Source organism: Arenibaculum pallidiluteum (genome assembly GCF_017355985.1).
Classification (GTDB): Bacteria; Pseudomonadota; Alphaproteobacteria; order Azospirillales; family Azospirillaceae; genus Arenibaculum; species Arenibaculum pallidiluteum.
This window is the reverse complement of the sequence record NZ_JAFIQU010000019.1, coordinates 111019-136465: the sequence shown is the minus strand read 5'-3', so window position 1 is coordinate 136465 and position 25447 is coordinate 111019. Positions and strand designations below refer to the sequence as shown.

Below are 25447 nucleotides of genomic sequence, written 5' to 3'. Positions count from 1 at the left end.
ATCGCCATGGACGAGGGCCTGCGCTTCGCCATCCGCGAGGGCGGCCGCACCGTCGGCGCCGGCGTCGTCGCATCCATCATCGAGTAACGATCGGCATCGCCTGAAATCGGGCGCCCGAAGGTCCGAAAAATCGGAATTTCGGGCGTACTTCTCCATTGTGCCGGAGCCGCCGCCTCTATAGAGTGCGCGGCTTCGGTTTTGAGGGTTCCAGTACCATGGACAACCAGAATATCCGGATCCGCCTCCGGGCGTTCGATCATCGCGTGCTCGACCAGTCGACCAGCGAGATCGTGAACACGGCAAAGCGGACCGGTGCCCGGGTGCGGGGTCCGATCCCGCTGCCCACCCATATCGAGAAGTTCACCGTCAACCGCTCGCCGCACATCGACAAGAAGTCGCGCGAGCAGTTCGAGATCCGGACCCACAAGCGCCTGATCGACATCGTCGATCCGACCCCGCAGACGGTCGACGCGCTGATGAAGCTGGACCTCGCCGCCGGCGTGGACGTCGAGATCAAGCTCTGAGCCAAGCGTGAGTCGAGGGACCTCTCCCGCAGCGGATGTCCCTAATCAGGAGTGAAAAGAGATGCGATCCGGTCTGATCGCACAGAAGCTGGGCATGACCCGCATCTTCACGGATGAGGGCGAGCATATCCCGGTTACTGTGTTGAAGGTCGACAACTGCCAGGTCGTCGCCCAGCGCACCCAGGAGAAGGACGGCTACACGGCCCTCCAGCTCGGCGCGGGCAAGGCCAAGGTGAAGAACACCACCCAGCCCCTGCGCGGCCATTTCGCCAAGGCTGAGGTCGAGCCCAAGAAGAAGGTCGTGGAGTTCCGCGTCAGCGCGGACGCCCTGGTCGACGTCGGCGCCGAGATCACGGCCGCCCATTTCGTCCCCGGGCAGCTGGTCGACGTGACCGGCACGACCATCGGCCGCGGCTTCACCGGCGCCATGAAGCGCTGGAACTTCGGCGGCCTGCGCGCAACGCACGGCGTGTCGATCTCCCACCGCTCGCTGGGTTCGACCGGCGGACGCCAGGATCCCGGCCGCACCTTCAAGAACAAGAAGATGCACGGCCAGTACGGCGTCGAGCGCGTGACGACCCAGAACCTGAAGGTCGTCCAGGTCGACGAGGAGCGCGGCCTGATCATGGTCAAGGGCTCGGTCCCCGGCCACGACGAGGGCTGGGTGATGGTTCGCGACGCCGTCAAGAAGTACCGCGTGAAGGCCCCCGAGGGCGCCCCGTACCCGGCGGCGGTCCGCAGCTCGGCCGCGAGCTCGGCCCAGGCCCCGAACGCCGCGCCGGAGGCCCCCGCGGCCGACGCCGGCACGCCCGCGGAGTGATGTGAGATGAAGCTCCAGATCAAGAATCTCGACAACCAGGACATCGGCGAGATCGAGCTGTCGGACGAGGTCTTCGGCCTGCCGGCGCGCGCCGACATCCTGCACCGCGTGGTGAACTGGCAGCTCGCCAAGCGTCGCAGCGGCAACCACAAGACCAAGGGCGTCAGCGAGATCAGCGGCACGACCAAGAAGCCGTACCGGCAAAAGGGCACCGGCCGCGCCCGTCAGGGCTCGCTGCGTTCGCCGCAGTTCCGCAAGGGCGCGACGATCTTCGGCCCGGTGGTGCGCAGCCATGCCCACGACCTGCAGCGCAAGGTCCGCAAGCTCGGCCTCAAGACCGCCCTGTCGGTCAAGGCAGCCGACGGCAAGCTGATCGTGCTCGACGTGGCCCGGACCGACAGCCACAAGACCAAGGCGCTCGCCCAGAAGTTCAAGGCCCTCGGCCTGACTTCCGCGCTGATCATCGACGGCCACCAGCTCGACGAGAACTTCGTCCGCGCTTCGGCCAACATCCCGCTGATCGACGTGCTGCCCGAGCAGGGCGCGAACGTCTACGACATCCTGCGCCGCGACGTGCTGGTCCTGACCCGCAACGCGGTCGAGCAGCTGGAGGCTCGCCTGAAATGACCAATAGATCGAAACCTTCGGTGTCCCCGGAGCGCATGTACGACCTGATCATCGCGCCGGTCATCACCGAGAAGTCGACGCGCGGGTCCGAGCACCGGCAGGTCACCTTCAAGGTTCCGCTGGACGCCACCAAGCCGGAGATCAAGGCCGCCGTCGAAGGCCTGTTCAACGTCAAGGTGGACGCGGTCAACACGCTGATCCAGAAGGGCAAGACCAAGCGCTTCCGGGGCATCGTCGGCCGTCGTTCCGACTTCAAGAAGGCGATCGTGACCCTCGCCGAGGGCCACCAGATCGACGTCACCACCGGCGTCTGACGCGGAAGCGAGTGATACGATGGCTCTGAAGTCCTATCGCCCCATTACCCCCTCGCTGCGCCAGCTCGTGCTGGTCGACCGCAGCGAGCTGTGGAAGGGCAAGCCGGTCAAGGCCCTCACCCAGGGCCTGACCAAGTCCGGCGGTCGCAACAACACGGGCCGCGTGACCGCCCGCCGCATGGGCGGCGGTCACAAGCGCCTGTACCGTCTCGTCGACTTCAAGCGGCGCCGCTTCGACGTGCCCGCCACGGTCGAGCGGCTCGAGTACGATCCGAACCGGACGGCGTTCATCGCGCTGATCAAGTACCAGGACGGCCAGCTGGCCTACATCCTGGCGCCCCAGCGCCTGAAGGCCGGCGACACGGTCGTCTCCGGCGAGCGCGTCGACGTGAAGCCCGGCAACGCCATGCCGCTCCGGAGCATCCCGGTCGGCACGATCGTGCACAATGTCGAGCTGAAGGCCGGCAAGGGCGGCCAGCTCGCCCGCGCCGCCGGCACCTACGTGCAGCTGGTCGGCCGCGACGCCGGCTACGCCCAGCTCAAGCTCGCCTCGGGCGAGCTGCGCATGGTCCGCGGCGAGTGCATGGCGACGATCGGCGCCGTGTCGAACCCCGACCAGCTCAACATCAACCTTGGCAAGGCCGGCCGCAACCGCTGGCTCGGCAAGCGCCCGGCGGTCCGCGGCGTGGCGATGAACCCCATCGACCACCCGCACGGCGGCGGCGAGGGCCGTACCTCGGGCGGCCGTCATCCGGTCACCCCGTGGGGCAAGCCGACCAAGGGTAAGAAGACGCGCAACAACAAGTCGACGGATAAGCTCATCATCCGTCGGCGGCAGAAGTAAGGAGACGCCCCGTGTCTCGCTCCGTTTGGAAGGGGCCGTTCGTTGACGGCTACCTGCTTAAGAAGGCCGAGAAGACCCGGGCGTCTGGCCGCAACGAGATCATCAAGATCTGGTCTCGTCGCTCCACGATCCTGCCCCAGTTCGTCGGTCTCACCTTCGGCGTCTACAACGGCCAGAAGTTCCTGCCCGTGCTCGTGACCGAGAACATGATCGGTCACAAGTTCGGGGAGTTCTCGCCGACCCGGACCTACTACGGCCACGCGGCCGACAAGAAGGCGAAGAGGAAGTAAGCCATGGGCAAGCCCTCAAATGCGCCGCGGGTCGCCGAGAACGAGGCGATGGCCGTCGGCAGCCAGATCCGCTCCTCGGCCCGCAAGCTGAACCTGGTGGCTCAGCTCATCCGCGGGAAGAGCGCACAGGCCGCCCTGGCGGACCTCACCTTCTCCAAGCGCCGCATTGCGGTCGAGGTGAAGAAGGTCCTGCAGTCGGCCATTGCGAATGCGGAGAACAACCACCAGCTGGACGTGGATCGTCTCTACGTCGCGCAGGCTTTCGTCGGCCGCACGCTGGTGATGAAGCGCTTCCACGCCCGGGCCCGCGGTCGCGGCGCCCGCGTCGAGAAGCCGATCAGCAATCTGACCGTGATCGTCCGCGAGCGCGCGGAGACGTCCGGGGAGGCCGCGTAATATGGGTCAGAAGATCAATCCGGTCGGGCTCCGGCTCGGCATCAACCGGACCTGGGACAGCCGCTGGTACGCGGACCGCGACTACGCGGATCTGCTGCACAGCGACCTGCGCCTGCGCCGGTACCTGCACAACCGCCTCCAGCAGGCGGGCGTGTCGCGCATCGTGATCGAACGTCCGGCCAAGAAGGCCCGGGTGACGATCCACTCGGCCCGCCCGGGCGTCGTGATCGGCAAGAAGGGCGCGGACATCGAGAAGCTGCGCAGCGAGCTCGCGAGGATGACGGGTTCCGACGTGAACCTGAACATCGTCGAGATCCGCAAGCCCGAGATCGACGCCAAGCTGATCGCCGAGAACATCGCGAGCCAGCTCGAGCGCCGCGTTGCCTTCCGCCGCGCCATGAAGCGCGCCGTTCAGTCGGCCATGCGTCTGGGCGCCCAGGGCATCCGGATCAACTGCTCGGGCCGCCTCGGCGGCGCCGAGATCGCGCGGCTGGAGTGGTATCGCGAAGGTCGCGTGCCGCTGCACACGCTGCGCGCCGACGTCGATTACGGCACCGCGACCGCCAAGACGACCTACGGCACCTGTGGCGTGAAGGTCTGGGTGTTCAAAGGCGAGATCCTCGCGCACGACCCGATGGCGCAGGACAAGCGCGCCGCGGAACCGACGGCCGCCCGCTGAGCCGCCGAAGGGATACTAGAGGGCATATGCCATGCTAAGTCCTAAGCGTACCAAGTACCGCAAGGCCCATAAGGGCCGGATTCACGGCACCGCCAAGGGCGGCACGCTGCTGAACTTCGGCGCCTACGGCCTGAAGGCGGTCGAGCCCGCGCGCATCACCGCGCGCCAGATCGAGGCGGCGCGCCGCGCGATCACCCGTCACCTGAAGCGTCAGGGCCGTGTCTGGATCCGGATTTTCCCGGACGTGCCGGTCTCCACGAAGCCTGCCGAGGTCCGCATGGGCTCGGGCAAGGGCGCCCCGGAGTACTGGGTGGCCCGCGTCCATCCCGGCCGCATCATGTTCGAGCTCGACGGCATCCCCGGCGACCTGGCCCAGCGGGCCTTCGAGCTGGCCGCAGCGAAGCTGCCGATCAAGACCCGCTTCGTGACCCGCCTGGGCGAGGAGCTGAACAAGTGACCAAGCCGTCCGACATCCGGGCCAAGAGCCCCGACGAGCTCAACGACCAGCTCCTGGCGCTCAAGAAGGAGCAGTTCAACCTGCGCTTCCAGAAGGCGTCGGGCCAGCTCGAGAACACCGCCCGCGTGCGCCAGGTCCGCAAGGACATCGCGCGGATCAAGACTGTCCTGGGCGAGCGGGCGCGCTCGTCCGCCCAGAGCTGAGGAGGGCAAGATGCCCCGTCGCGTTCTGAGGGGGACCGTCGTGTCCGACAAGGGCGACAAGACCGTCGTCGTCCTGGTCGAACGGCGTGTCATGCACCCCGTCTACAAGAAGTTCATCCGTCTTTCGAAGAAGTACCACGCGCACGACGAGGAGAACCGCTTCAAGGTGGGCGACGTCGTCTCCATCGAGGAGAGCCGTCCGATCTCCAAGCTCAAGCGCTGGCGCGTCGTCGAGGACGCCGATGCTCCCGCCGGCGTCGCCGGCTGAAACCTAGAGGACTTGTACCATGATCCAGATGCAAACCAACCTGGAGGTCGCCGACAACAGCGGCGCGCGCCGGGTGCAGTGCATCAAGGTGCTCGGCGGGTCCAAGCGTAAGGTGGCCACGATCGGCGACGTGATCGTCGTGTCGGTCAAGGAGGCCATTCCGAAGGGCCGCGTCAAGAAGGGCGACGTCCACCGCGCCGTCATCGTCCGCACCGCGAAGGAAATCAAGCGGGAGGACGGCTCCGCCATCCGCTTCGACCGCAACGCCGCCGTGCTGATCAACAAGCAGGGCGAGCCGATCGGCACCCGCATCTTCGGGCCGGTGACGCGCGAGCTCCGCGGCAAGAAGTTCATGAAGATCATCTCGCTCGCGCCTGAGGTGCTGTGATGCAGAAGATCCGCAAGGCCGACAAGGTCGTGGTCCTGACTGGCCGCGACAAGGGCAAGACGGGCGAGGTGATCGAGGTCCTGCCTCGGGAGAACCGGGTGAAGGTGCGCGGCGTCAACGTCGTGAAGAAGCACCAGCGCCAGACCCCGACGCAGGCCGGTGGCATCATCGAGATGGAGGCTGCGATCCACGTCTCGAACGTTGCCCACCTGGACCCCAGGGACAACAAGCCGACCCGCGTGGGATTCAAGACCCTCGAGGATGGCCGCAAGGTGCGCTTCGCGAAGCGCTCCGGCGAAGTCATTGATCAGTGAGGCGCGAAATGGCCGCTCGTCTTAAAGAGCATTACGACACCGTCGTGAAGGCCCGGCTCAGGAGCGAGTTCGGGTACAAGAACGACATGGAAGTTCCGCGCCTCGAGAAGATCGTCATCAACATGGGCGTGGGCGAGGCCACCTCGGACGGCAAGAAGGTCACGTCCGCGGTGAACGAGCTCGCGGCGATCACCGGCCAGAAGCCGGTCGTGACGCGCGCCCGCAAGTCCATCGCGCAGTTCAAGCTGCGCGAGGGCATGCCGATCGGCTGCAAGGTGACCCTGCGCCGGGACCGCATGTACGAGTTCCTCGACCGTCTCGTCACGATCGCCCTGCCGCGCGTCCGCGACTTCCGCGGCATCTCGGGCAAGGCTTTCGACGGCCGGGGCAACTACGCCATGGGCCTGAAGGAGCAGATCATCTTCCCCGAGATCGACTACGACAAGGTCGACGAGATCCGGGGCATGGACATCATCTTCGTGACGACCGCGAAGACCGACAAGGAAGCCAAGGAGCTTCTGCGCGGCTTCGACATGCCCTTTGCGGGCTGAGCGGAAGGAGATCAGCCATGGCAAAGACTAGTGCCGTCGAGAAGAACAAGCGCCGTCGCAAGCTGGTTAAGCAGTTCGCGAACAAGCGTGCGCAGCTCAAGGCCATCGCCAACAACCGCTCGCTCTCGCTGGAGGAGCAGTTCGAGGCGCGCCTGAAGCTCGCCGAGCTTCCGCGCAACTCCTCGCCCGTCCGGATCCGGAACCGGTGCGAAATGACCGGGCGCCCGCGCGCCTACTACCGCAAGTTCAAGCTGTCTCGAATCACCCTCCGCGAGCTGGCCTCCCAGGGCCAGATCCCCGGAATGGTGAAGTCGAGCTGGTAAAGGGACCACGAGAATGGCGTTGAGCGATCCTCTGGGCGATATGCTGACCCGCATCCGCAATGGTCAGAGCGCCCGCAAGGCCGTCGTGGCTAGCCCCGCCTCCAACCTCCGGGCCAACGTGCTCGAGGTGCTGAAGCGCGAAGGCTACATCCGCGGCTATACCCGTGAGGAGATCCGGCCGGGCGTCCAGGAACTCCGCATCGAACTCAAGTACCACGAGGGTCAGCCGGCCATTAAGGAGGTCCACCGGGTCTCCAAGCCGGGCCGCCGCGTGTACTCGAAGATCGCAGAGCTTCCCCGCGTCTACAATGGGCTCGGCATCTCGATCCTCTCCACGCCGCGCGGCGTGATGTCGGATCTGGAGGCCCGGGCCCAGAATGTGGGCGGCGAAGTTCTCTGCCGCGTGTTCTGAGGTACGACCCATGTCCCGCATCGGAAAGCACCCCGTACCGGTTCCCGCCGGCGTCGACGTCCAGGTCAAGGGCCAGGACGTCACCGCCAAGGGCAAGCTGGGTTCCCTCAGCCTCCGCGTGATCGACGAGATCGAGGTCACGCGCGACGGCAACGTGATCACCGTGAAGCCTCGCAACGAGAGCCGGCGCGCCCGCGAGAACTGGGCGACGTCGCGCACCCTGATCAGCAACCTGGTCAAGGGCGTCTCGGAAGGCTACTCCGTGAACCTGGAGATCAACGGCGTGGGCTACCGCGCCGCCGTCCAGGGCAAGGAGCTGGTCCTGGCGCTGGGCTACAGCCACGACGTCCGTTACGCGATCCCGGAAGGGATCACGATCAAGACGGACAAGCCGACCTCGGTCAGCGTCTCCGGCGCGGACAAGCAGAAGGTCGGCCAGGTTGCGGCGGAGATCCGCTCGTTCCGCGGCCCTGAGCCCTATAAGGGCAAGGGCGTGAAGTACGAGACCGAGGTCATCGTCCGCAAGGAAGGCAAGAAGAAGTAAGGGCCCGCGCCATGATGACAGCAAAGCAACTCCACGAGCGCCGCAAGCGGCGAAACCGCATCGCGCTCGCCCGCAAGGCTGGTGGCCGGCCCCGTCTCTCGGTCTTCCGGTCCAGCCAGCACATCTACGTCCAGGTCATCGACGACCGCGAGGGCCGTACCCTCGCGGCCGCCTCGACGGTCGACAAGGAGCTCCGCGAGCGGCTCAAGACCGGCGCGACGGCGGACGCGGCCAAGGAGGTCGGCCGGCTGATCGCCGAGCGGGCCGTCAAGGCCGGCGTCACCGAAGTGGTCTTCGACCGCGGCGGGTATCTCTTCCACGGCCGGGTGAAGGCGCTGGCTGACGCCGCGCGCGAAGCCGGTCTGTCGTTCTAAGGGGATCCAGGACATGGCACGGAACGAACAACGTGGCGGCGAGGGCGGCGGCGAGCGCCGCGACGGCCGCGACCGGGACCGGAATCCCCGCGACCGCGAGGAGAGCGATCTCGTCGAGAAGCTGGTCGGCATCAACCGCGTCGCCAAGGTCGTGAAGGGCGGCCGGCGCTTCGGCTTCGCCGCCCTGGTGGTGGTCGGCGACGGCAAGGGCCGCGTCGGCTACGGCTCGGGCAAGGCCCGCGAGGTGCCGGAGGCGATCCGCAAGGCGACCGACCAGGCCAAGCGCGCGATGATCCGCGTGCCGCTCCGCGAGGGCCGCACGCTGCACCACGACGCCCAGGGCCATTTCGGCGCCGGCCGCGTCGTGCTGCGCTCGGCCCCGGCGGGTACGGGCATCATCGCGGGCGGTCCGATGCGCGCGATCTTCGAGGCCCTCGGCGTCGCCGACGTGGTCACGAAGTCGGTCGGCACGTCGAACCCGCACAACATGATCAAGGCGACCTTCGACGCCCTGACCAGGGTGGTGAGCCCCCGTGCCGTGGCCGCGCGCCGCGGCCGCCGGGTCAGCGACATCCTGGGCAAGCGCGAGGGCGAGGGCGCCCAGCAGGAGGCTCGGTGATGGCCGCCGACAAGAAGACCATCGTGGTGACGCAGATCGGCTCGCCGATCGGCCGCCGCAGCGATCAGCGCGAGACGCTGGTCGGCCTCGGTCTGAACAAGATGCACCGCACTCGCGAGCTGGAGGACACCCCTTCGGTCCGCGGGATGATCGAGAAGGTGAAGCACCTCGTCCGCGTCGAAACGACGCCGGGCTGAGGGGAGGCAGGCAGCGATGAAGCTCAACGAGCTACGCGACAACCCCGGCGCCAAGAAGAAGCGCATGCGGGTCGGCCGGGGCATCGGCTCCGGCAAGGGCAAGACCGGCGGACGCGGCGTCAAGGGCCAGAAGTCCCGTACGGGCGTTTCGATCAAGGGCTTCGAGGGCGGCCAGATGCCGCTGACCCGGCGCCTTCCGAAGCGCGGCTTCAAGAACATCTTCGCCAAGGAGTACGCGGTCGCGAACCTCGGCAAGATCCAGGAAGCCATCGAGGCGGGCCGCCTTGACGCGTCCAAGGTGATCGACGCCCAGGCGCTGGTCGCCGCGGGCGTGGCGAAGAAGTCGAAGGACGGCGTTCGGCTGCTGGCCAAGGGCGAGCTGACCACCAAGGTCAGCTTCGAGGTGGCCGGCGCGTCGGCCTCGGCTATCGCCGCGGTCGAGAAGCTGGGCGGCACCGTCACGAGCACCGCCAAGGCCGACGCCGCGGCGGAGTGAAGGGCCTGAAGCAGGGCGGGTGATCCGGCATTGCGCATGCCGATCTCCCGCCCAATTTACGTTCTGCGACATTGGTCGCGGACGCGGCGCGGGGACTGACACCATGGCATCTGCGGCCGAACAGCTTGCCGCGAACATCAACTTCGGCGCCCTGGCCAAGGCCACGGAGCTGAAGAAGCGCATCTGGTTCACGCTGGGCGCGCTGATCATCTACCGGCTCGGGACCTACATCCCGATCCCTGGTATCGATCCGCGTATCCTCTCGGAAATCTTCAACCAGAACGCCGGGGGTATCCTCGGCATGTTCAACATGTTCGCGGGCGGCGCCCTTGGGCGCATGACGATCTTCGCCCTGAACATCATGCCCTACATCTCGGCCTCTATCATCATCCAGCTCATGACGGCCGTGGTGCCCTCGCTGGAGAGCATGAAGAAGGAGGGGGAGAGCGGGCGGAAGAAGCTGAACCAGTACACGCGTTACCTGACCGTCCTGCTCGCGACCGTTCAGGCCTACGGCCTGGCCGTCGGCATCGAGGGCATGACGGGGGCAAGCGGCCCGGCCGTGGCGAACCCCGGGTTCTTCTTCCTGGCCTCGACGGTGATCACGCTGGTCGGCGGCACGGTCTTCCTGATGTGGCTCGGCGAGCAGATCACGGCGCGCGGCGTCGGCAACGGCATCTCGCTGATCATCTTCGCGGGCATCGTCGCCGAGCTGCCGCGGGCGCTGGCCGGTACCCTCGAGCTTGGCCGCACGGGCGCGATCTCGACCTTCTTCATCATCTTCATGCTGGTTATGGCGGTGATCGTGATCACGTTCATCGTGTTCATGGAGCGCGCCCAGCGCCGGATCATCGTCCAGTACCCGAAGCGCCAGATGGGCAATCGGGTGATGGGCGGGGAGTCGTCCCACCTGCCGCTGAAGCTGAACACCGCGGGCGTGATCCCGCCGATCTTCGCGAGCTCGCTCCTCCTCCTGCCGCTGACGGCCATCGGCTTCGCCGGCGGGCAGGGGCCCGGCTGGCTGCAGACGCTGAGCACCTACATCGGCCACGGTCAGCCGCTCTACATGGTGCTCTACGTCGCCCTGATCGTGTTCTTCTGCTTCTTCTACACCGCGATCGTCTTCAACCCGCAGGAGACCGCGGACAATCTGAAGAAGTACGGCGGCTTCATTCCCGGAATCCGTCCCGGCACGGCAACCGCGGACTATTTCGATTACGTCCTGACCCGGCTCACCGTGATCGGCGCTGCCTACCTGTCGGTGGTCTGCCTCCTTCCGGAAATCCTGATTTCGCAATATGCCGTGCCGTTCTATTTTGGCGGCACGAGCCTTCTGATCGTCGTCACGGTGACCATGGACACGGTAGCGCAGGTCCACTCCCATCTCCTGGCGCACCAGTACGAAGGTCTGATCAAGAGGGCCAAGCTGCGCGGGAGGAGAGGATGAATTTGATACTGCTCGGGCCGCCGGGCGCGGGGAAGGGAACCCAGGCGAAGCGGCTCGAGGAGCGCTACGGCATGGTGCAGCTGTCGACCGGAGACATGCTGCGCGCCCAGGTGGCGGGCGGCACGACGCTCGGTCGGCAGGCGAAGGAGATCATGGACCGGGGCCAGCTCGTCCCGGACGAGATCATGATCGGCATGATCGCCGAGCGGATCGACCAGCCGGATGCGAAGGGCGGGTTCATCCTCGACGGCTTTCCGCGCACGGTGCCCCAGGCCGAGGCCCTGGACCGGATGCTGGCGGAGAAGGGCCTGCGGCTCGAGCATGTGATCGAGATGCGCGTCGACGACGCGGCGCTGGTGGAGCGGATCACCGGCCGGTTCACCTGCGCCAAGTGCGGTCAGGGCTATCACGACCGCTTCAAGCGGCCGAAGGTCGATTCGATCTGCGACGTCTGCGGCAGCACGGAGTTCACGCGCCGGGCCGACGACAACGCGGAGACCGTCACCAGGCGCCTCGCGGCCTACCACCAGCAGACCGCGCCGATCCTTCCCTACTATCGGGAGCGCGGCGTTCTCGACAGCGTGGACGGCATGGCCGAGATGGACCGCGTGACCGCCGAGATCGAGCGGATCATCGGGAGGTCCTGAGGCGGTGCTGCCAAAGGCCAAGGAACGGTTTCGAGTTGGTTGACTGGGGAAGCGCGATGGCTATAATCCGCGCTTCCTTGGTCCCTAGGGGAACCGAGTAATTTTCGTTCGCCCGATCCGGCGCCAGCAAGCTGCCGCGCCGACGGGCCGAATACGCATCAGAGGCCCCCGGGCCAGGACAGAGACAAGGAGACCAGGCGTGGCGCGTATTGCTGGCGTCAACATCCCGGCACAGAAGCGTGTCGAGGTGGCCCTCACCTACATTCACGGCATCGGGCCGTTCTTTGCCAAGCAGATCTGCGAGAAGGTCGGCATCCCGTCGGACCGTCGCGTCAACGATCTGACGGACGACGAGGTCCTGCGCATCCGCGAGGTGATCGACAGCGATTACCGCGTGGAGGGCGACCTGCGCCGCTCGGTCGCGATGAACATCAAGCGCCTGATGGATCTCGGCTGCTATCGCGGCCTGCGTCACCGGCGCGGCCTGCCCGTGCGCGGTCAGCGCACCCACACCAACGCGCGCACCCGCAAGGGCCCCGCGAAGCCGATCGCCGGCAAGAAGAAGTAACGGAACGGAACCAGACAGATGGCAAAGCCGCCTGCCGCTGCCGCGCAGCGTGTTCGCCGCCGCGAACGCAAGAACATCACCTCGGGCGTGGCGCATGTGAACGCCACGTTCAACAACACGATGATCACCATCACCGACGCCCAGGGCAACACGATCGCCTGGTCGTCCTCGGGTGCCATGGGCTTCAAGGGCTCGCGCAAGTCGACGCCCTACGCCGCCCAGGTGGCCGCCGAGGATGCCGGCCGCAAGGCACAGGAGCACGGGATGCGGACCCTCGAGGTCGAGGTGAAGGGCCCGGGCTCGGGCCGCGAGTCGGCGCTGCGCGCGCTCCAGTCGGTTGGCTTCGCCATCACCTCGATCCGCGACGTCACCCCGATCCCGCACAATGGCGTCCGCCCGCCCAAGAAGCGGCGCGTCTGAGGCGGCCGGGGCGGGCCGCGCGGCACCCCTCGGGGCCGGCCGCGTCTCCGCCCATTTCATGAAGGCTTGGCGCGGGCTCCCATGCGGAGTCCGCGCGCCAGAGCACCCGAGCCGCCCTCCGTTCCGGGACAGGACGCCGTCCGCCATCGCGGCGTCCCAGCAGTGGGACGGTGGCTCACGCCGGGGTCCGGTTCGCCGGGCCCCTTTGGCGTTTGGCGGACCGGGACGCGTCCACCCGATGGCATGAGGTCGATACCGTGATCCAGAAGAACTGGCAGGAACTGATCAAGCCGAACAAGCTCGACGTCCAGGCGGGCGAGGACCCGCAGCGCACGGCGACCGTGGTCGCCGAGCCGCTGGAGCGGGGCTTCGGTCTGACGCTGGGCAATGCGCTGCGCCGCATCCTGCTGTCCTCGCTCCAGGGTGCCGCCGTCACCTCGATCCAGATCGACGGCGTGCTGCATGAGTTCTCTTCGATTCCTGGCGTCCGCGAGGACGTGACGGACATCGTCCTGAACATCAAGACGATGGGCCTGCGCATGCATGGCGACGGTCCCAAGCGGATGCGCCTGCGCGCCGAGGGCCCGGGCGAGGTCAAGGCCGGCATGATCGAGACCGGCGCGGACATCGAGGTCATGGATCCCGACCTGGTGATCTGCACCCTCGACAACGGCGCCCGCCTGAACATGGAGCTGACGGTCCAGGCCGGTAAGGGCTACGTCCCGGCCTCCCAGAACCGTCCCGAGGACGCGCCGATCGGCCTGATCCCCGTCGATGCGCTGTTCAGCCCGATCCGCAAGGTCTCGTACAAGGTCGACAATACCCGCGTCGGCCAGGTCACGGACTATGACAAGCTGTCCATGGTCGTCGAGACCAACGGCGCGGTGACCCCCGAGGACGCGGTGGCCCTGGCCGCCCGCATCCTCCAGGACCAGCTCCAGCTCTTCATCAACTTCGAGGAGCCCCAGCAGGTCTCGATCGAGGAGCGCTCGGAGGAGGTTCCGTTCAACAAGAACCTGCTTCGCAAGGTGGACGAGCTCGAGCTGTCGGTCCGTTCGGCGAACTGCCTGAAGAACGACAACATCGTGTACATCGGCGACCTCGTTCAGAAGACCGAGGCCGAGATGCTGCGCACGCCGAACTTCGGCAGGAAGTCCCTGAACGAGATCAAGGAGGTCCTCGCGCATATGGGGCTCCATCTCGGCATGGAGATCCCGAACTGGCCGCCCGAGAACATCGAGGAGCTGGCCAAGCGTCTCGAGGAGCCGTACTAAGCCTGGGGTTCCGGCCGGGGCCGCGCGCCCCGGCATCGGTTCTTCGTGCCGGGGCCTAGGCCCCGGCGTTACAAGGGCCGCACCGGCCCGTCCCTGCGTGCCGATCCGACAAGGGCGCCAGGGCTTTGCCATCGGTCTCGTGCGCGAGGCCAAGCCAGGAAGAGGAGAGTTCCATGCGTCACGGCTACAACGGCCGCAAGCTCGGCCGCACGACCAGCCACCGCACCGCCATGTTCGCCAACATGGCCGCCGCGCTGATCAAGCACGAGCAGATCAAGACGACCCTGCCGAAGGCGAAGGACCTCCGTCCCATCGTCGAGCGGCTCATCACCCTCGGCAAGAAGGGCGGTCTCGCCAACCGCCGCCTGGCCTATGCCCGCCTGCGCGACGAAGCCATGGTGGCCAAGCTGTTCGGCCCCATCGCCGACCGCTACAAGGAGCGCCAGGGCGGCTACACCCGCATCCTGAAGGCGGGCTTCCGCTACGGCGACGCCGCCGCGATGGCCTTCATCGAGCTCGTCGACCGCGACCCGGCCGCCAAGGGCCAGGACAGCGGCCCGACGGCCGAGAGGGCCGACGACGAGGCGGCCGAGGCGTAAGTCTCGTCCCCGGCGGCCTCGCGCCGCCAGCATGCGTTCGAGATCGGGGGCGGCCCAGGCACTGGGCCGCCCCTTGTCGTTCCGGGGCAGCGGCCGGCCGGTCGTCCCGCGGGGGTTGCGCCGCTTGCGGGCGGAGCCGGGCCGGCCTAGCTTCAGCAGGTCCCGCGGACGGGGGCGAGGATCCGGAGATGCACAGAGTTCTCTTGGCGGTGATGCTGGCCGGGCTGGCCGGATGCGCGGCGCAGGGACCTTCGGCGGCTGGCGCCGGGGCGGGGGGCGCCCAGGGGGCCGACGCGGCGGCCGCGCAGCGCTCCCAGTGCCTGCGCGCCTGCAACCAGGGGCACGCCGTCTGCGGCGAGTCCAGCGCGGCGGGGCGTAGTCTGGGTCCGTTCAGTGGCTCCGCGACCTGCGATCGCCAGCTGCGCCAGTGCTTGGCGTCCTGCGGCGGGGCGTGAGCGGGCCTGGCAGCCATGCGCCGCATCCTGATTGTTCTTCCCATGCTTCTCGTGGCGGCGGCCTTCGCGGGCGGCCCCTCGTCGGCGCAGCAGCGCGCGCTGCCGCAGAGCCGCGAGCAGGTGATGCTGTCCTACGCGCCGCTGGTGCGCCAAGCGGCGCCCGCCGTCGTCAACATCTATTCCCGGCGGGTCGTCCGCCAGCGCGTCTCGCCGCTGCTGGACGATCCGTTCTTCCAGCGCTTCTTCGGCCAGGCCTTTCCCAACAGCGTGCCGCGCCAGCGCGTCGAGCAGTCGCTCGGCTCCGGCGTGATCCTGTCGCCCGACGGGCTTCTGGTGACCAACCACCACGTGATCAAGGACGCCGACGAAATCACGGTGGTTCTGTCTGACCGGCGGGAGTTCGAGGCGCGGGTGGCCATCTCCGACGAGCGCACGGACCTCGCCGTGCTGCGCATCGACCCGCCGCGGGGCGAGGCGCTGCCGTTCATCGAGTTCCGCGACAGCGACGACCTGGAGGTCGGGGACATCGTGCTGGCGATCGGCAATCCCTTCGGCGTCGGCCAGACGGTGACCAGCGGCATCATCTCCGCGGTGGCGCGCACGGGCGTCGGAATCAGCGACTACAACTTCTTCATCCAGACCGATGCTGCCATCAACCCCGGCAATTCCGGCGGGGCGCTCGTCGCCATGGATGGACGCCTGGTGGGCATCAACACGGCGATCTTCTCGCGCTCGGGCGGGAGCCAGGGCATCGGCTTTGCCGTGCCTGCAAACATGGTCCGCACGGTGGTCGAGGCCTCGCGGGACGGGAGCAAGCTCGTGCGCCCCTGGATCGGCGTCTCGGCTCAGACGGTGACGGGGGAAATGGCTTCGGCCCTGGGCATGGCGCGTCCCGGCGGCGTTCTGGTCGAGCGCATCGATCCGCGTAGCCCGGCCGCGCTGGCGGGGCTGCGCCGGGGCGACGTCATCGCTGCCGTCAACGGCCGGGCGGTGGACGACCCAGATTCCCTTCGCTTCCGAATCGCGACGCTGCCCGTGGGAGGCCGCGCGGTGCTCCGTGTCCTGCGCAAGGGCGAGGCGAGCGAGATCGCCTTCGCGGTCGCCGCCCCGCCCGAGGATCCTCCGCGCGAGGTCACGCGCATCCAGGGCCGCGGCAATCCGCTGGGCGGTGCGGTCGTGGCGAACCTGTCGCCGGCGCTGGCCGAGGAGATCGGCTTTCCCGGGCCGGCGGAGGGCATCCTCGTGATGCAGGTCGAGCAGCCAGGCGCCGCCGCGCGGCTCGGCATCGAGCCCGGCGACGTGATCCTGCGCGTGAACGACCGCGAGGTGCCCAGCGTGCGCGCCCTCGTTCAGGCGCTGGAGCGGCCTGGCCGCGGAGGATGGAGCCTTGCCATCCGGCGCGGCGAACGCGTCCTGAATGCGCAGGTCCAGGGATGACCGGAACGCTTTTCGAGGACCAGGCGCCGCGGCCGCTGGCGGAGCGGTTGCGCCCCCGCAGCCTGGACGAGGTGATCGGGCAGGAGCACCTGCTGGGTGCCCAGGGCCCCATCGGGCGCATGGTCCGGGCGCGCCGGCTGGTCTCCATGATCCTGTGGGGGCCGCCGGGCTGCGGCAAGACCACCATCGCGCGGCTGCTGGCCCATGCGACGGACCTGCATTTCGAGCCGCTCTCGGCGGTCTTCTCGGGCGTGGCCGACCTGCGCCGCGTGTTCGACGCGGCCCGCAAGCGCCGCGAGGCCGGGCAGGGCACGCTGCTCTTCGTGGACGAGATCCACCGCTTCAACCGTGCCCAGCAGGACGGCTTCCTGCCCTATGTGGAGGAGGGGACAGTCACTCTGGTCGGGGCGACCACCGAGAATCCCTCCTTCGAACTCAACGCGGCGCTGCTGTCGCGCTGCCAAGTCCTGGTCCTGCGGCGCCTCGACGAGGACGCGCTGGAGCGGCTGCTTGCCAGGGCCGAGCAGGAGACCGGCCGGGCGCTGCCGCTGACGCCCGATGCGCGCGAGGCGCTCAAGGCCATGGCGGACGGCGACGGCCGCTACCTGCTGAACCTGGTGGAGGCGGTGCTCGCCCTGGATCCTCCGGGCCCGCTGGACACGCCGGCGCTGGCGGCCTCGGTCCAGAAGCGGGCGCCCCTCTACGACAAGGGTCAGGAGGGCCACTACAATCTGATCAGCGCGCTGCACAAGTCGGTCCGCGGCTCGGACACGGACGCGGCGCTCTACTGGCTCGCGCGCATGCTGTCGGGCGGCGAGGACCCGCGCTTCATCGCCCGCCGCCTGGTCCGCATGGCGGTCGAGGATATCGGGCTTGCAGAGCCGACCGCTCTGCCCCAGGCGGTTGCCGCCTGGGAGGCCTACGAGCGGCTGGGCAGCCCCGAAGGCGAGCTGGCGCTGGCCCAATGCGTGATCTTCCTTGCGACCGCGCCCAAGTCTGTCGCGGGCTATGCCGCGTTCAAGGCGGCCATGCGCGCCGCGGGACAGACGGGCTCGCTGATGCCGCCGGCGCATATCCTGAACGCGCCGACGAAGCTGATGAAGCAGCTCGGCTATGGGGCCGGCTACCAGTACGACCCCGACGCGCCCGAGGGCTTCAGCGGCCAGAACTACTTCCCCGACGGCATGGAGCGGCAGCGCTTCTACGAGCCCGTTGAGCGCGGCTTCGAGCGCGAGATCCGCAAGCGCCTGGACTATTGGGACCGGCTACGCGTCCAGCGGGGCACGGGGCGGGACTGAGCGGCCTTTCCGGTCAAGGGCGGGTGGCTTTCCGGATCTCCCGCTGCGGGAGGGACCGTCGGAGTCGCATAGATGTGTATGCTTAATTTGAGTGAAAAGGTAAGTTTCAGCCGGTTCCGTTAGGCTTCGGGTAACCTTTGGGACGTTCCATTGGCTGGTGTTCGTTCAACCCTTCGGCTGAAGGTCGGCGATAGGGGACCACCATGCTGCATCGTTTTAACAACCTGAAGCTCATCCAGAAGCTCGGGATTCCGCTGTCGATCCTGGTCGCGGTGACGGGGCTCATCCTGTGGCAGGCGAATTCGGGGCTGAACACCCTGAACGCCGTGATCGACGGGGTGATCGACACGACCGCGAAGCGGCTGGAGCTCGCCCTGACCATCGAGAGCGCCATGAGCGGCGCGGCGGTGAACGAGAAGAATGTCATTCTCGAAACCCGTGAGAACGAGATGCGGGGCTATCAGGACGCCTTCAGGCAGAACGTGCAGAGGGCGCTCGCCGCCGCCGACGAGCTGATCGCCCTGGCCGATTCGGACGAGCGCCGCGCCACCAACGTCGAGATCAAGAACGCCATCAGCGCGTATGATCGAATCGCGAGCGAAGTCATCAGGAAAGGGCTGGCGAACGACAACGACGCCGCCTTCAAGCTGTCCTCCACCGACGGCCGCGCCGCGCGGCAGAAGGTGGTCGAGGTCACGGCCGAGCGGGTGCGCGCCAACAGGGCCGCACTTGAGGAGGCCGATGCCGAGGCCGATGCCGTCGGTGCCGATACGGCTGCCCGGCTCTTCCTGGTGGCCGGCTGCGGCCTCGCTCTCTCCCTTTCGCTCCTGGGCTGGATCGTGGTCCGCCTGGTCGTGCGGCCGCTGACCGCCATGGCGGGGACCATGCAGGTGATCGCCGGCGGCAACCTCGAGATCGAGGTCGAGGGCGCGTCGCGCAGGGACGAGATCGGCGTGATGGCGCGTGCGGTCCAGGTCTTCAAGGACAACGGGCTCGAGATGCGGCGCCTGCAGGCTGAGCAGGAGGCGCTGAAGGAGAAGGCCGAGGCGGAGCGGAAGCGGGCGCTGCGCCAGCTCGCCGACAGCTTCGAGGCGAGCGTCAAGGGCGTCGTCGAGACGGTTGCCTCGGCGGCGACAGAGATGCAGAGCGCTGCCACCGCCATGTCGGCGACGGCCGAGCAGGCGAGCCGCCAGTCCATGGCGGTGTCCTCGGCTTCGGAGCAGGCCTCGGCCAACGTGCAGACGGTGGCGACTGCCACCGAGGAGCTCAGCGCCTCGATCCAGGAGATCGGGCGTCAGGTCGAGGCCTCGGCCAGGATCGCGGGGCAGGCGGTGGGCGAGACCGAGCGCACGACCGCCACCATCGGCCGGCTGGTCGAGGTGGCCGGGCGCATCGGCACCGTCGTCGAGATGATCCAGACCATCGCGGGGCAGACCAACCTGCTGGCGCTCAACGCCACCATCGAGGCGGCTCGGGCAGGCGATGCCGGAAAGGGCTTCGCGGTGGTGGCGAGCGAGGTGAAGGCCCTCGCGAACCAGACCGCCAAGGCGACCGAGGAGATCCAGGCGCAGGTCGCCGAGATCCAGCAGGCCACCGGCGGTGCCCAGACCGCGGTGACGGGGATCGGGCGCACCATCGCGTCCATCAACGAGATCGCGGGCGCCATTGCAGCGGCGGTCGAGCAGCAGGGCGCGGCGACGCGCGACATCGCATCCAACGTGCAGCAGGCCGCACGCGGCACCCAGCAGGTCACCGAGAACATCACGGGCGTCAACGCGGCCGCCACCGAGACGGGCTCTGCGGCGACGCAGGTCCTGGGTGCGGCCGGCGGCCTCTCCCGCGAGGCCGAGGTCCTGCGCCGCGAGGTCGAGAGCTTCATCGCGACCGTGCGCGCCGCCTGACCCCGCGCCCACGCGCTTTGCAGCCGCCGGATGCAGCCCGCATCCGGCGGCGGTGCTGTTTCCAGCTCTCGGGCGCCCGGGATGTGCTCAGGCCGAGCGCAGGTCCTCGCTGACGCGGGCCGTGAGTCCCCGAAGGTCACTGGAAGCCCGGCTCAGGTTCTCCGCGACCTGTCGCAGGAGGCGCGCCTCGTGCGCGAGGTTGTGCCAGTGGTTCGCAAGATGGCCATGGGGCAGCCCCGTCTTCAGGTGGACGACGTTCGACATCTTTGGTCTCCAGCGCGATTGCGCATCGAAATTTGAATTATTCCAATCTAACGCGCTTCCAGGCGCCGTGATACTGGCCCGTGCGATGTCCGCGGGTGCATGTCCAGGATGTGCTGCCGGCAGGTTGGGGAAACCTCTGGCTATCCTGAGGCAACAGGTGGCGAGAGTTTATTCCTCGACTTCGGCGGCGACGTTCCGAGAAAAACTTTGTATTTTAAATGCTTTGCGCGTGTCTGCTGCGGGACGGCGGGACTGCAGGCGTATGGCGCCGCGGAATGCCCGAGTCGCGACAGGGCGAGCGGGCGGCAACCATGGTATGTGGGCTGGTTTGCGCCCGTCGCGCCGGGCACCCGGCGCGACGGGGAATGCCTCACGGGCGGAGGTCGATCCGGTACTTGGCGAAGCCGTTCGCGGCCTCGCCGGCCGGAGAGATGCGGCCATCGGCGGGCAGCACGCCGGCCGCCCTGGGCGAGCTCTCGAAGGTGACGACGGCATCGCCCGCCGTGCGCGCCAGGGACCAGTTGCCGTCCGATGACGGGTTCAGCGTCTTCTGGTCGTAGATGTAGTTCATCAGGACCGTGCGGTTCTCGTCCGGCGCCTCGAGGATGATGTTCGTGCCGTCGAGCCCGGGGAACTTGCCCCCGCCGCCCGCGCGGTAGTTGTTCGTCACCACCACGAAGTCCTGCGCGGGATCAATGGGCCGTCCCTGGAAGCGGAGATTGCGCACGCGCCGCGCATCGGGATTGGCGAGTTTGCCGTCCATGTCGTAGCGGGCCGGCTGGCTGACGTCGATCTCGTAGGTCACGCCGTCGATGACGTCGAAGTTGTAGCTGGGAAAGGCCGGGTTCAGGAGCGGCTGCTCGCCGGATCTGGCGGGATCGATCCGGTTGAAGGCGCCGGCCGACATCTCGAGCCATTCGGCGATGCCGGCGCCCTTCACCAGGACGGCGCGCAGCGTGTTGGGATACAGGTAGAGATCGGCCGCGTTCTTGATGGCGATCCGTCCCGACGGGATGTCCGTGTAGTACTCGGCGCCGCTGCGTCCGCCGGCCTTGAAGGGGGCGCCGGCCGACAGGACCGGCAGGCCCTCGTACCGGCTGCCCTTCAACATGCCCTCCACGTACCAGGCCTGAGCCCGGGTGACGATCTGAATGGACGGGTCGTCCTGGACCAGGGCGAAATAGCTGTTGATGGGGGCGCTGGTCTCGCCGATGGGCTTGCGCACGTAGTCCAGCGTCGCTTCGTGCTCGGGGCGGGCCGCTTCGGCCACCTGGGGCTGGTCGCCCACGAGCGCCACCCGCTGGCGGTCCTTCAACTCGTAGATCGGGCGGGCGGCGGCCCGGCCATCGACCACCTTCCAGCTTCCGCCCTCGTCGGAGAGTGTCAGGTCGATGACGCCGAGATGGCTGCCCCAGAAGCCCGGCATCACCACGGGAATACCGTTGATGGTGCCCTTCTGCATGTCGGCGCCGGGCAGGCCGTCGAAGTCCTTGCCGGGGAAGACCTTGTGCAAATGGCCCGCCAGGATCGCGTCGATGCCCGGGATCTCCGCGAGATAGGCGCCGGCATTCTCCTCGCCGCCCTTGCGCGGTGCGGGATCCAGGCCGGTATGGGCGAGCGCGATCACCAGATCCGCGCCCTTGGCCCGCATCTCGGGCACGTAGCGGCGCGCCGTGTCCACGATGTCGAGCGTGCGCACCTTGCCCTTCAGGTTCGCCATGTCCCAGGTCGTGATCTGCGGCGTCACCAGACCGAGCACGCCGACCTTCAGGACGCGCTCCCGGCCGGTCTCGTCGACGACCTTTTTCTCGATGATGCGGTAAGGGTCGAAATAGGGCTCGTCCGAGCCCTCCTTCACGACATTGGCGGTGACGACGGGGAAGCGGAGCCCGGCATGGGCGCGGGCGAGGAAGTCGAGCCCGTAGTTGTACTCGTGGTTGCCGGTCGTCGTGGCCTCGTAGCCCAGCAGGTTCATCTGCCGGTAGATCGGATGGACCTCGCCGTCCCGCAGGCCGCGCTCGCGGGCGACCAGATCGCCCAGCGGGTTGCCCTGGATCGTGTCGCCGTTGTCGAAGAGCATGATGTTCTTCGCCTCGGCCCGCGCCGCCTCGATCAGCGTCGCGGTGCGCGAGAGGCCGACGGTCACGTCCTCCCGGTCGGCGTAGTAGTTGTACGGCAGGGCCGCCACGTGAAGGTCGGTGGTGCCGAGGACGCGCAGCTTCACCGTCTCGGCGAAGGCGTCGGTCCCGGCCAGGGCGGTCGTGCCCAGCAGGCAGGCGGCGAGAAGCAGGATCGTGCGCGACATGGGGGCTCCCGGCATGGATGGCCGGCCTTAGTCGCTTTCCGTCCGCCGGGTCAAGGTATCTATGGGGTGGCGGCTGGGAGCACCTGAATGCGCTTCCGGCCGCCGTCAGAGCCGTGCGCGCCACCAGCCTGCGCGGGCTTCGTTCTGCAGAATCCGGATCGCGATCCTTTCGACTTCACGTGATGCGCGTGAGAGCGGTCGGTTGCTGGCATGCGCGATGAACACCGCGCGCTCCACCGCGGGGTGGACGATCCGGGCCACGGCGATCGCCCTGTCCGGGAGATCCTCGTGCAGCGCCGCCAGAGACAGGACCGTGTAGCCGACCCCGCGCCTCACGAGCTGCTTGATCTGGCTGAATGCATCGATCTCGATCTCGATCGAGAGGTGCATCCCCAACCGCCGGGCGGTTTGTTCGACCAGGGCGCGAAGGCCGTGCTCTCGTCCCGGCAGGACGAGCGGCAGCCCCTCCAGGCGCTCGAATGGGATCTCCCCGTCGACGGCGATGCCCTCCAGGCTCTTCTCGTCGTGGCCTCCGACATAAAGCTCCTCGGTCAGGAGACGGACGGAATCAACTCCCGAGATATGGTCGGCATTGTACAGGAGGCCGACATCCACTCGGCCGTCGTTCAGCCACTCCACGATGTAGCCTGTCATGCTCTCGACCACGCGGAGACTGACGTTCGGCAGCCGACGACGGACCTCCTCGATCAGCGGCACGGTCAGGATGGCAACGAGCGAGCTCGGGATCGCGAAGACGACCCGGCCGACGGGGCTCTCGGAATGGGAGCGCAGGCTTTCCCGGGCGTCGTCCGCGGACTTGAGGATCAGGCGCGCGTGCTTGACGAGTTCGAGCCCTTCGACCGTGGCGACGACGCCCCGCGTGCTTCGCTCGAAGAGGACCACGCCGAGTTCCTGCTCGAGGTTTCGAAGGTGGGCGCTGATGGAGGGCTGCGCGACCCGCAGATGCTGGGACGCCTTCAGGATCGACCCGTGCTCGGCAACGGCAAGGAAGTACCGAAGCTGACGTAGATCCATGATGCTTGCCCCGCCCCCCTGGTGAGAGGCGGGGCCGTGATTGTCACCCGCCCGGCGAAAGGTTAGCTATTCGCGCCCTGCCTCTCTATCAGTTGCCGCCGCGCGATCAAGGCTCGCGCCTGCTCGACCACCGGGAGGTCGAGCATCCGTCCGTTGTGGCGAACGGCACCGCGGCCCTCCCTTAGGCCGGCCTCGAAGGCGGCGACGATCGCCATCGCTTCCTCGACCTCGGCTGACGAGGGGGCGAATTCCTCGTTGAGGATCGCGACCTGTGCGGGATGGATGCAGAAGCCGCCCACGAAGCCCAGCCGGCGGGCACGTCGGATGACCTGCCGGTAGGCATCGAGATCCGTGAACCCCGCCACCGACCCGATATAGCCGATCGGCAGGCATCCAGCGGCGCGGGCTGCTGCGACCGCCATCACGTTGGGGACATAGAGGCTGTCGACGTCCGGGACCATGCCCATCGACACTGCGAGGTCCTCGGCCCCGACCGTGATGCCGAGGACCCGCGGGGCGGCAGCGATGGCCCGCATCTCCGCAAGCCCCTCGGCAGTCTCGATCATCGCGACCAGGCCGGTATGGCCGGGAGGAAGTCCACGCTCGCGCTCGAGCTCGTCCAGGATTTCGCCAATCGCGACCACGTGGCGCGCATCGGGCACCTTGGGCAGCGTGAGTGCCGAGACAGCCTGGCAGACGCTGGCCTCGATATCTCGGATGGCCTGGCGCCAGGGGCGGTTGATGCGGACGACGACGTCTATCCCCTTCGTCGCCAGGCCGGCGGCGGCGTCACGGACGCGGCTGCGCGCCTCCTCCTTGTGGTCCGGAGGGATGCTGTCCTCCAGGTCGAGCTGGATGGCGTCGGCGCCGCGCGAGGGTGCCCCCGCGAGGAAGCGCTCGTTCGTGATGGGGACGAAGAGCATCGACCGCCAGAGTGGTAGGGTGCGCGTCATGCCGAGGCTCCCTTCTTCAGCGGTCTTCCGGCCTCGGCGAGCTCCGCGAGAATCTCCGCCGTGTGCTCGCCGATGCCGGGCGCGGGCCTGCGGAAGCCGCCCGGCGTCCTCGACATGCGGGGAATGATGTTGTGCATCGGGAAGGTTCCCATGTCCTCGTCCTCGAGCTCCACGAGGACCTCGCGGCCGCGGACGAATGGATGATCGACCAGGTCCGCGATCGAGCAAACGGGACCGACCGTGACGCCCTCCGATTCGAATATGCGAAGGTTCTCGTCCTGCGTCCTCGTGGCGATGAAGGCGCCAATGATGCGGTCGAGCTCGTCGCGGTTGGCGACGCGGTCGTCGTTGGTGCGGAAGCGCGGATCCTCGATCAGGTCCGGGCGGCCGATGGTCACGAAGATGCGTTCGGCCATGGACTGCATGGAGCCCGACAGCGCCACATAGCGCCCGTCGGAGCAGGCGTAGACGTTCCGGGGCGCAGTGTGCGTCGACTGATTGCCTGCCCGCAACGACGGCTCTCCAGTCAGCCTGTACTGGGCGGCCTCGGCCCCAATGAACGAGAAGATCGGCTCGAACAGGGAAAGATCGATGACTTGGCCGCCTGAGCGCCGGCCATCGACCACCCGAAGGGCCGAGAGAACCGCGGAAGCGCCGTAGAGGCCCGCGACCATGTCCGCCATCGCGAGTGGCGGCAGGACGGGTGGACGATCGGGATAGCCGTTGAGATGGGCGTAGCCCGACATCGCCTCGACCAGCGTCCCGAAGCCCGGGCGCTCGCGGTACGGGCCCGTCTGCCCCCAGCCGGAGATGCGCAGGATCACGAGCCCCGGGTTGCGGTCATGCAGGATCTCGGGGCCGAGCCCCCAACGCTCGAGCGTGCCGGGGACGAAGTTCTCGACCAGCACGTCTGCGGTCTCCACGAGGCGGAGAAGGATGTCCCGCCCCTCATCGCCGCGGATATCAAGCGCCATGCTGCGCTTGTTCCGCCCGTAGACCTTCCAGTAAACCTCGTGGCCCTCGACCCGCCAGCTCCGGAGGTCGTCGCCCTTCCGGGGATGCTCGATCTTGATCACGTCGGCGCCTTGGTCGGCCAGCACGTGGGTCACCATGTTTCCGGCGACCAGCCTCGAGAGGTCCAGGACCCGCACGTCCTTGAGCGGGCCGTGTCGGTTCTCGTCAAATCGCAGCATGTTCAATTCCC

37 protein-coding genes are annotated in these 25447 nt (G+C 67.8%); 32 read left to right on the top strand and 5 right to left on the bottom strand.

The genetic code is table 11. From position 1 onward, the window contains the following. The 32 genes from JUB13_RS26620 to JUB13_RS26465 all read left to right on the top strand — a co-directional run. On the top strand, positions 1-87 hold an 87-nt coding region (locus tag JUB13_RS26620; RefSeq protein ID WP_207484588.1), incomplete at its 5' end, for an EF-Tu C-terminal domain-related protein. Between the two features lie 128 nt (positions 88-215). Next, the gene (gene rpsJ / locus JUB13_RS26615; RefSeq protein ID WP_207484566.1) at positions 216-524 is read left to right on the top strand and encodes a 30S ribosomal protein S10; all 309 of its coding nucleotides are present in this window, start codon (positions 216-218) and stop codon (positions 522-524) included. Between the two features lie 61 nt (positions 525-585). Then, positions 586-1344, top strand: a complete 759-nt coding sequence (gene rplC / locus JUB13_RS26610) for a 50S ribosomal protein L3 (protein ID WP_207484563.1) — start codon at positions 586-588, stop codon at positions 1342-1344. 6 nt (positions 1345-1350) lie between these two features. Beyond that, a complete protein-coding gene (gene rplD / locus JUB13_RS26605) occupies positions 1351-1971 on the top strand; it encodes a 50S ribosomal protein L4 (RefSeq protein ID WP_207484561.1) in 621 nt (206 codons plus the stop codon). Next, complete coding sequence (locus JUB13_RS26600; protein WP_207484560.1) at positions 1968-2285, top strand: 50S ribosomal protein L23; 318 nt, start codon at positions 1968-1970, stop codon at positions 2283-2285. The genes rplD and JUB13_RS26600 overlap by 4 nt, the downstream gene beginning before the upstream one ends. A gap of 19 nt (positions 2286-2304) precedes the next feature. Beyond that, a complete protein-coding gene (gene rplB, locus JUB13_RS26595) occupies positions 2305-3129 on the top strand; it encodes a 50S ribosomal protein L2 (RefSeq protein ID WP_207484558.1) in 825 nt (274 codons plus the stop codon). A gap of 11 nt (positions 3130-3140) precedes the next feature. Then, entirely contained in the window at positions 3141-3419 is a 279-nt protein-coding gene (gene rpsS, locus JUB13_RS26590) for a 30S ribosomal protein S19 (RefSeq protein ID WP_207484556.1), read from the top strand. Positions 3420-3422: 3 nt separating this feature from the next. Beyond that, entirely contained in the window at positions 3423-3815 is a 393-nt protein-coding gene (gene rplV / locus JUB13_RS26585) for a 50S ribosomal protein L22 (RefSeq protein WP_207484554.1), read from the top strand. A 1-nt stretch (position 3816) separates the two neighbouring features. Continuing rightward, entirely contained in the window at positions 3817-4494 is a 678-nt protein-coding gene (gene rpsC / locus JUB13_RS26580) for a 30S ribosomal protein S3 (protein WP_207484552.1), read from the top strand. Between the two features lie 31 nt (positions 4495-4525). Next, the gene (rplP, locus tag JUB13_RS26575; protein WP_207484550.1) at positions 4526-4951 is read left to right on the top strand and encodes a 50S ribosomal protein L16; all 426 of its coding nucleotides are present in this window, start codon (positions 4526-4528) and stop codon (positions 4949-4951) included. Further along, entirely contained in the window at positions 4948-5154 is a 207-nt protein-coding gene (gene rpmC / locus JUB13_RS26570) for a 50S ribosomal protein L29 (RefSeq protein WP_207484548.1), read from the top strand. Before rplP ends, rpmC begins: the two co-directional genes overlap by 4 nt. Positions 5155-5164: 10 nt before the next feature. Next, entirely contained in the window at positions 5165-5422 is a 258-nt protein-coding gene (gene rpsQ, locus JUB13_RS26565; protein ID WP_207484546.1) for a 30S ribosomal protein S17, read from the top strand. Positions 5423-5441: 19 nt separating this feature from the next. Next, complete coding sequence (gene rplN, locus JUB13_RS26560) at positions 5442-5810, top strand: 50S ribosomal protein L14 (RefSeq protein ID WP_207484544.1); 369 nt, start codon at positions 5442-5444, stop codon at positions 5808-5810. After that, entirely contained in the window at positions 5810-6124 is a 315-nt protein-coding gene (gene rplX, locus JUB13_RS26555) for a 50S ribosomal protein L24 (protein ID WP_207484542.1), read from the top strand. Before rplN ends, rplX begins: the two co-directional genes overlap by 1 nt. 8 nt (positions 6125-6132) lie before the next feature. Beyond that, a complete protein-coding gene (gene rplE / locus JUB13_RS26550) occupies positions 6133-6675 on the top strand; it encodes a 50S ribosomal protein L5 (protein WP_207484540.1) in 543 nt (180 codons plus the stop codon). A gap of 17 nt (positions 6676-6692) precedes the next feature. Then, positions 6693-6998 (top strand): 30S ribosomal protein S14, encoded by a 306-nt coding sequence (rpsN, locus tag JUB13_RS26545; RefSeq protein WP_207484538.1) that lies wholly within the window; start codon positions 6693-6695, stop codon positions 6996-6998. A gap of 13 nt (positions 6999-7011) precedes the next feature. After that, a complete protein-coding gene (gene rpsH, locus JUB13_RS26540; RefSeq protein WP_207484536.1) occupies positions 7012-7410 on the top strand; it encodes a 30S ribosomal protein S8 in 399 nt (132 codons plus the stop codon). Positions 7411-7420: 10 nt separating this feature from the next. After that, positions 7421-7954, top strand: coding sequence for a 50S ribosomal protein L6 (gene rplF / locus JUB13_RS26535; RefSeq protein ID WP_207484534.1), 534 nt, complete (start codon positions 7421-7423; stop codon positions 7952-7954). An 11-nt stretch (positions 7955-7965) separates the two neighbouring features. Beyond that, the gene (gene rplR, locus JUB13_RS26530; protein WP_207484532.1) at positions 7966-8328 is read left to right on the top strand and encodes a 50S ribosomal protein L18; all 363 of its coding nucleotides are present in this window, start codon (positions 7966-7968) and stop codon (positions 8326-8328) included. 13 nt (positions 8329-8341) lie between these two features. Further along, positions 8342-8947, top strand: coding sequence for a 30S ribosomal protein S5 (gene rpsE, locus JUB13_RS26525; protein ID WP_207484530.1), 606 nt, complete (start codon positions 8342-8344; stop codon positions 8945-8947). Continuing rightward, complete coding sequence (gene rpmD / locus JUB13_RS26520) at positions 8947-9144, top strand: 50S ribosomal protein L30 (RefSeq protein WP_207484528.1); 198 nt, start codon at positions 8947-8949, stop codon at positions 9142-9144. Before rpsE ends, rpmD begins: the two co-directional genes overlap by 1 nt. Positions 9145-9160: 16 nt before the next feature. After that, entirely contained in the window at positions 9161-9640 is a 480-nt protein-coding gene (rplO, locus tag JUB13_RS26515; protein ID WP_207484526.1) for a 50S ribosomal protein L15, read from the top strand. A 103-nt stretch (positions 9641-9743) separates the two neighbouring features. Next, a complete protein-coding gene (secY, locus tag JUB13_RS26510) occupies positions 9744-11087 on the top strand; it encodes a preprotein translocase subunit SecY (protein WP_207484523.1) in 1344 nt (447 codons plus the stop codon). Then, the gene (locus tag JUB13_RS26505) at positions 11084-11734 is read left to right on the top strand and encodes an adenylate kinase (protein ID WP_207484521.1); all 651 of its coding nucleotides are present in this window, start codon (positions 11084-11086) and stop codon (positions 11732-11734) included. The genes secY and JUB13_RS26505 overlap by 4 nt, the downstream gene beginning before the upstream one ends. A gap of 199 nt (positions 11735-11933) precedes the next feature. Further along, positions 11934-12302, top strand: a complete 369-nt coding sequence (gene rpsM, locus JUB13_RS26500; protein ID WP_207484519.1) for a 30S ribosomal protein S13 — start codon at positions 11934-11936, stop codon at positions 12300-12302. A gap of 18 nt (positions 12303-12320) precedes the next feature. Then, a complete protein-coding gene (rpsK, locus tag JUB13_RS26495) occupies positions 12321-12722 on the top strand; it encodes a 30S ribosomal protein S11 (protein ID WP_207484516.1) in 402 nt (133 codons plus the stop codon). A 257-nt stretch (positions 12723-12979) separates the two neighbouring features. Then, on the top strand, positions 12980-13996 hold the full coding sequence (locus JUB13_RS26490) for a DNA-directed RNA polymerase subunit alpha (protein WP_207484514.1): 1017 nt from the start codon (positions 12980-12982) through the stop codon (positions 13994-13996). A gap of 173 nt (positions 13997-14169) precedes the next feature. After that, positions 14170-14595, top strand: coding sequence for a 50S ribosomal protein L17 (rplQ, locus tag JUB13_RS26485; RefSeq protein ID WP_207484512.1), 426 nt, complete (start codon positions 14170-14172; stop codon positions 14593-14595). A 188-nt stretch (positions 14596-14783) separates the two neighbouring features. Then, positions 14784-15050: a hypothetical protein gene (locus JUB13_RS26480; RefSeq protein ID WP_207484510.1), complete on the top strand. Its 267-nt coding sequence runs from the start codon at positions 14784-14786 to the stop codon at positions 15048-15050. Positions 15051-15065: 15 nt separating this feature from the next. Continuing rightward, on the top strand, positions 15066-16487 hold the full coding sequence (locus tag JUB13_RS26475) for a DegQ family serine endoprotease (RefSeq protein WP_207484508.1): 1422 nt from the start codon (positions 15066-15068) through the stop codon (positions 16485-16487). After that, positions 16484-17785 carry a replication-associated recombination protein A gene (locus JUB13_RS26470; protein WP_207484506.1) on the top strand — a complete coding sequence of 434 codons (1302 nt, stop codon included), beginning with the start codon at positions 16484-16486 and terminating at the stop codon, positions 17783-17785. Before JUB13_RS26475 ends, JUB13_RS26470 begins: the two co-directional genes overlap by 4 nt. A gap of 203 nt (positions 17786-17988) precedes the next feature. Next, positions 17989-19686 carry a methyl-accepting chemotaxis protein gene (locus JUB13_RS26465; RefSeq protein ID WP_207484504.1) on the top strand — a complete coding sequence of 566 codons (1698 nt, stop codon included), beginning with the start codon at positions 17989-17991 and terminating at the stop codon, positions 19684-19686. 87 nt (positions 19687-19773) lie between these two features. Here the strand turns inward: JUB13_RS26465 and JUB13_RS26460 are convergent, their stop codons facing one another. From JUB13_RS26460 to JUB13_RS26440, 5 genes are all read right to left on the bottom strand, one after another. Beyond that, a complete protein-coding gene (locus JUB13_RS26460) occupies positions 19774-19950 on the bottom strand; it encodes a hypothetical protein (protein WP_207484502.1) in 177 nt (58 codons plus the stop codon). Between the two features lie 370 nt (positions 19951-20320). Further along, positions 20321-22255 carry a bifunctional 2',3'-cyclic-nucleotide 2'-phosphodiesterase/3'-nucleotidase gene (locus tag JUB13_RS26455; RefSeq protein ID WP_236025242.1) on the bottom strand — a complete coding sequence of 645 codons (1935 nt, stop codon included), beginning with the start codon at positions 22253-22255 and terminating at the stop codon, positions 20321-20323. Between the two features lie 105 nt (positions 22256-22360). Beyond that, a complete protein-coding gene (locus tag JUB13_RS26450) occupies positions 22361-23290 on the bottom strand; it encodes a LysR family transcriptional regulator (RefSeq protein WP_207484498.1) in 930 nt (309 codons plus the stop codon). Positions 23291-23352: 62 nt separating this feature from the next. Beyond that, the gene (locus tag JUB13_RS26445; RefSeq protein ID WP_207484496.1) at positions 23353-24243 is read right to left on the bottom strand and encodes an HpcH/HpaI aldolase/citrate lyase family protein; all 891 of its coding nucleotides are present in this window, start codon (positions 24241-24243) and stop codon (positions 23353-23355) included. Next, entirely contained in the window at positions 24240-25436 is a 1197-nt protein-coding gene (locus tag JUB13_RS26440) for a CaiB/BaiF CoA transferase family protein (RefSeq protein ID WP_207484494.1), read from the bottom strand. The genes JUB13_RS26445 and JUB13_RS26440 overlap by 4 nt, the downstream gene beginning before the upstream one ends. Positions 25437-25447: the final 11 nt, after the last annotated feature.

Bases quoted from the DNA above. Each gene is read 5' to 3' on its own strand.
- JUB13_RS26460 (WP_207484502.1), bottom strand. From the start codon at position 19,950: ATGTCGAACGTCGTCCACCTGAAGACGGGGCTGCCCCATGGCCATCTT.
- rpsH (WP_207484536.1), top strand. From the start codon at position 7,012: ATGGCGTTGAGCGATCCTCTGGGCGATATGCTGACCCGCATCCGCAAT.
- rpsE (WP_207484530.1), top strand. From the start codon at position 8,342: ATGGCACGGAACGAACAACGTGGCGGCGAGGGCGGCGGCGAGCGCCGC.
- JUB13_RS26505 (WP_207484521.1), top strand. From the start codon at position 11,084: ATGAATTTGATACTGCTCGGGCCGCCGGGCGCGGGGAAGGGAACCCAG.
- rplO (WP_207484526.1), top strand. From the start codon at position 9,161: ATGAAGCTCAACGAGCTACGCGACAACCCCGGCGCCAAGAAGAAGCGC.
- rplV (WP_207484554.1), top strand. From the start codon at position 3,423: ATGGGCAAGCCCTCAAATGCGCCGCGGGTCGCCGAGAACGAGGCGATG.
- rpsC (WP_207484552.1), top strand. From the start codon at position 3,817: ATGGGTCAGAAGATCAATCCGGTCGGGCTCCGGCTCGGCATCAACCGG.
- JUB13_RS26600 (WP_207484560.1), top strand. From the start codon at position 1,968: ATGACCAATAGATCGAAACCTTCGGTGTCCCCGGAGCGCATGTACGAC.
- rpsQ (WP_207484546.1), top strand. From the start codon at position 5,165: ATGCCCCGTCGCGTTCTGAGGGGGACCGTCGTGTCCGACAAGGGCGAC.
- JUB13_RS26480 (WP_207484510.1), top strand. From the start codon at position 14,784: ATGCACAGAGTTCTCTTGGCGGTGATGCTGGCCGGGCTGGCCGGATGC.
- JUB13_RS26475 (WP_207484508.1), top strand. From the start codon at position 15,066: ATGCGCCGCATCCTGATTGTTCTTCCCATGCTTCTCGTGGCGGCGGCC.
- JUB13_RS26470 (WP_207484506.1), top strand. From the start codon at position 16,484: ATGACCGGAACGCTTTTCGAGGACCAGGCGCCGCGGCCGCTGGCGGAG.
- rpsN (WP_207484538.1), top strand. From the start codon at position 6,693: ATGGCAAAGACTAGTGCCGTCGAGAAGAACAAGCGCCGTCGCAAGCTG.
- rpsJ (WP_207484566.1), top strand. From the start codon at position 216: ATGGACAACCAGAATATCCGGATCCGCCTCCGGGCGTTCGATCATCGC.
- rplF (WP_207484534.1), top strand. From the start codon at position 7,421: ATGTCCCGCATCGGAAAGCACCCCGTACCGGTTCCCGCCGGCGTCGAC.
- JUB13_RS26445 (WP_207484496.1), bottom strand. From the start codon at position 24,243: ATGACGCGCACCCTACCACTCTGGCGGTCGATGCTCTTCGTCCCCATC.
- rplQ (WP_207484512.1), top strand. From the start codon at position 14,170: ATGCGTCACGGCTACAACGGCCGCAAGCTCGGCCGCACGACCAGCCAC.
- rplN (WP_207484544.1), top strand. From the start codon at position 5,442: ATGATCCAGATGCAAACCAACCTGGAGGTCGCCGACAACAGCGGCGCG.
- rplC (WP_207484563.1), top strand. From the start codon at position 586: ATGCGATCCGGTCTGATCGCACAGAAGCTGGGCATGACCCGCATCTTC.
- rpsK (WP_207484516.1), top strand. From the start codon at position 12,321: ATGGCAAAGCCGCCTGCCGCTGCCGCGCAGCGTGTTCGCCGCCGCGAA.
- JUB13_RS26440 (WP_207484494.1), bottom strand. From the start codon at position 25,436: ATGCTGCGATTTGACGAGAACCGACACGGCCCGCTCAAGGACGTGCGG.
- rplP (WP_207484550.1), top strand. From the start codon at position 4,526: ATGCTAAGTCCTAAGCGTACCAAGTACCGCAAGGCCCATAAGGGCCGG.
- rplD (WP_207484561.1), top strand. From the start codon at position 1,351: ATGAAGCTCCAGATCAAGAATCTCGACAACCAGGACATCGGCGAGATC.
- JUB13_RS26455 (WP_236025242.1), bottom strand. From the start codon at position 22,255: ATGTCGCGCACGATCCTGCTTCTCGCCGCCTGCCTGCTGGGCACGACC.
- rplB (WP_207484558.1), top strand. From the start codon at position 2,305: ATGGCTCTGAAGTCCTATCGCCCCATTACCCCCTCGCTGCGCCAGCTC.
- rplR (WP_207484532.1), top strand. From the start codon at position 7,966: ATGATGACAGCAAAGCAACTCCACGAGCGCCGCAAGCGGCGAAACCGC.
- rplE (WP_207484540.1), top strand. From the start codon at position 6,133: ATGGCCGCTCGTCTTAAAGAGCATTACGACACCGTCGTGAAGGCCCGG.
- JUB13_RS26465 (WP_207484504.1), top strand. From the start codon at position 17,989: ATGCTGCATCGTTTTAACAACCTGAAGCTCATCCAGAAGCTCGGGATT.
- rplX (WP_207484542.1), top strand. From the start codon at position 5,810: ATGCAGAAGATCCGCAAGGCCGACAAGGTCGTGGTCCTGACTGGCCGC.
- rpmD (WP_207484528.1), top strand. From the start codon at position 8,947: ATGGCCGCCGACAAGAAGACCATCGTGGTGACGCAGATCGGCTCGCCG.
- JUB13_RS26450 (WP_207484498.1), bottom strand. From the start codon at position 23,290: ATGGATCTACGTCAGCTTCGGTACTTCCTTGCCGTTGCCGAGCACGGG.
- secY (WP_207484523.1), top strand. From the start codon at position 9,744: ATGGCATCTGCGGCCGAACAGCTTGCCGCGAACATCAACTTCGGCGCC.